Consider the following 2,626-nt stretch of genomic DNA (forward strand, 5'->3'; position numbering starts at 1 on the left):
GAAAAAAATAAAAAGACCTCTCTGATTTTGAAATCAAAGAGGTTTTTGGCATTTGTTCGCTTAACTTAATACCATTGGAATATAACCCCTGCTTTTTTTCTTGCTTCAGTGAGTACTTCCATAACATCTAATGTATCCTGTAAAAGTGCAGCCATCTTTTCTTTATCATTTGTTTCAATGATTTTCTTTAATTCCACAAATTCATAATACATACGGTTATGTGGTCCGTTTTCGTTATAAGTCACTTCTTTCTGCTTATTAAAAGCCATCTGGAATTCAGTAATCTGACTTGATGGACTTCTCATGACAATATAACCTTCATCTCCCTGAATAGTAGAAGATAGCGGTGCCTGACAATCCTTTGCGGCAACACAAACTGCTTTCATATAACCATAATCCATTACAAGTACACCTGATGTATCAATACCCCTTTCAATATTAGGATAATAATCTACATTTTCAGGTTTACCAAAAAGTTCCATAATAAGATTGATGTTATAAACACCTAAATCCATTAAAGAACCACCTGAATGATTTGGATCAAAAGCAGGCGCAATATCTCCCTTCTTAAAACGATCATATCTTGATGAATATTGTGAGAAGTTAAAGTTAATCACACGAATATTACCTAGTTCCTTTACCTTTTCTTTTAATAGATATGTGTTAGGGAAGAATCGATTAGGAATAGCCTCTAAAAGGAACAAATCCTCTTTCTCAGCGATTTCCTTGAGTTCTAAAGCCTCTTTGAGGTTAGTCGTGAATGGTTTTTCACATATAACGTTTTTACCTGCGAGAAGCGCTTTTTTAGACATAATGAAATGTAGATCATTTGGTACAGCTACATAAATAGTATCAATATCTTTATTTTCCAACATTTCTTCATAACTTAAATAATAACGTTCAATAGGATACTGAACACAAAGGTTCTTTAAGTTCTCTTCATTACGTGCTGAGATACCTAATAGTTCAATACCGTTTAATTCATTAAACATCTTTAAAAAGTCTTTAACGATCATTCCTGATCCTACAATACCTAATTTCATGATAGTTCCTCCTATTTTAATCCTTTAATAGCATCTTCTAATATCTTCATCTGTAATAATGTCTGTTCCTTAGTAACAAGCTGTGGCTTATGATTGATGATTGTTTCATACAATGCATCATAGTAGTAACCATAATCACCTTTTACTGTTTCTACCTTTTCTTCATGATAATGCCCTTCTTCATCATAGATAAGAGTGCCATAATCAGCTGGAGTATCTAAGCCAAAGTCCTCATGTTCATAAGGCATATAGAAATGTTTCAAATCCGCTTCCTGACGGTCTTTTTTGGTTTTAGTAAACATTCCCTTCTTACCATATAAAACAAAGCTAGGACGCTCTTTTATACGGAAATATGATGATTTTACTGAGACCTTTAGAGTTCCATAATAAAGATCTAAATCAAAGTAATCATTCATACGTCCTGCACCTAATAATTGGCGTACATCATAATGTGCATGATCTGGTTTACCAAAATAAGAGATGACCTGATCTAAGGTATGACAAGCATGACCATAGAGATAAGAATCAATTACTGAGAATTCATGAATGCTTTCTGGTACTTCTGGACGATAGTAATCAAAATGCATTTCTAATTCTAATAGATCCCCAAGCTTTCCAGATTCAATGACCTTCTGAACAGTTAAGAAGTCACTATCAAATCTTCTATTTTGATAACATTGAAGCATGAGTCCTTTAGACTCAGCTAAATCAAATAATTCTTTTGCCTGTGCATAACTAGATGCAAATGGCTTTTCTACTACGCAATGTTTTCCTGCTTCTAATACCTTTTTCGCATATTCATAATGAAGACTCGATTTTAAAGTGACTACTACAACCTGAATATCCTTGTCGTTGAGTAATTCATCTAGGTTATCTGTGTAATGAATACCTTCTATTTTCTTCCATGTATCAAAGTGAATAGAACGATTATAAATTGTCTTTACTTTAATTTTATCTTTTCTTGTAAGTATAAATGGCATATGGTAACGATTGGTGCTTTTACCATTTCCAATAAATCCAATTGTAAGTGTCATATATGTTCCTCTCTTCTTTACTACTATTGTTTATTATTTAAAGATCAATTACAAGTATTCACATTAGAATCGTAAAAAAAGTACGCAATAGGTGTGAATAACTTTTTTAAGAGAGAACTAATAGTTCACAAAAAAAGAACCCGAAGGTCAATGTCATTAAGTTAATAATGCTAGAATTTAAGTCAGATGATATATCAGCAGATATATTATTCTGACTTTTATTTTATTGCAGCCAAAAAAGTATCGTTTTCACGATTTTTTAAAAAATATTCTATTTCATCGCAAAAAGGTTTATAATTTGTCCGACTAGTCAAATCTGTAGTTAAAATATATGAACGACTTTCGTTTGACGTTTCTATTATGAGATCTACCGGGGCGAATTGGTAAGATTTCATTAGCTATCAGATTCTCTAAAGATGGATTTTTTCCATCTTTTTTGTTTAGAAAACTTCTTACTAAATGACAGGCTCTAGTGAAATTAATCTGATAAATATATTTCTTGTTTCTTTTTTCAATCTTTATCTTCCTTATAAGTCTCTGTGTCAGATT

The 2,626-nt window shown here is 31.9% G+C and carries 2 protein-coding genes and 1 pseudogene; all 3 read right to left on the reverse strand.

Features of this window, described 5'->3' with window-relative positions:
* Window positions 1-65 precede the first annotated feature (65 nt).
* Window positions 66-1,043 (reverse strand): Gfo/Idh/MocA family oxidoreductase, encoded by a 978-nt coding sequence (locus tag EAI80_RS12655; RefSeq protein ID WP_129982324.1) that lies wholly within the window; start codon window positions 1,041-1,043, stop codon window positions 66-68.
* Window positions 1,044-1,054: 11 nt separating this feature from the next.
* The gene (locus tag EAI80_RS12660; RefSeq protein WP_129982325.1) at window positions 1,055-2,077 is read right to left on the reverse strand and encodes a Gfo/Idh/MocA family oxidoreductase; all 1,023 of its coding nucleotides are present in this window, start codon (window positions 2,075-2,077) and stop codon (window positions 1,055-1,057) included.
* Between the two features lie 306 nt (window positions 2,078-2,383).
* A pseudogene (locus EAI80_RS13905) lies at window positions 2,384-2,626 on the reverse strand (IS4/IS5 family transposase); the annotation flags it as partial.

The organism is Catenibacterium sp. co_0103, assembly GCF_004168205.1.
Taxonomy (GTDB): domain Bacteria; phylum Bacillota_I; class Bacilli_A; order Erysipelotrichales; family Coprobacillaceae; genus Catenibacterium; species Catenibacterium mitsuoka_A.

What these genes read in the sequence shown, in the direction of transcription:
- EAI80_RS12655 (WP_129982324.1), bottom strand. Translation starts at nt 1,043, where the DNA reads ATGAAATTAGGTATTGTAGGATCAGGAATGATCGTTAAAGACTTTTTA.
- EAI80_RS12660 (WP_129982325.1), bottom strand. Translation starts at nt 2,077, where the DNA reads ATGACACTTACAATTGGATTTATTGGAAATGGTAAAAGCACCAATCGT.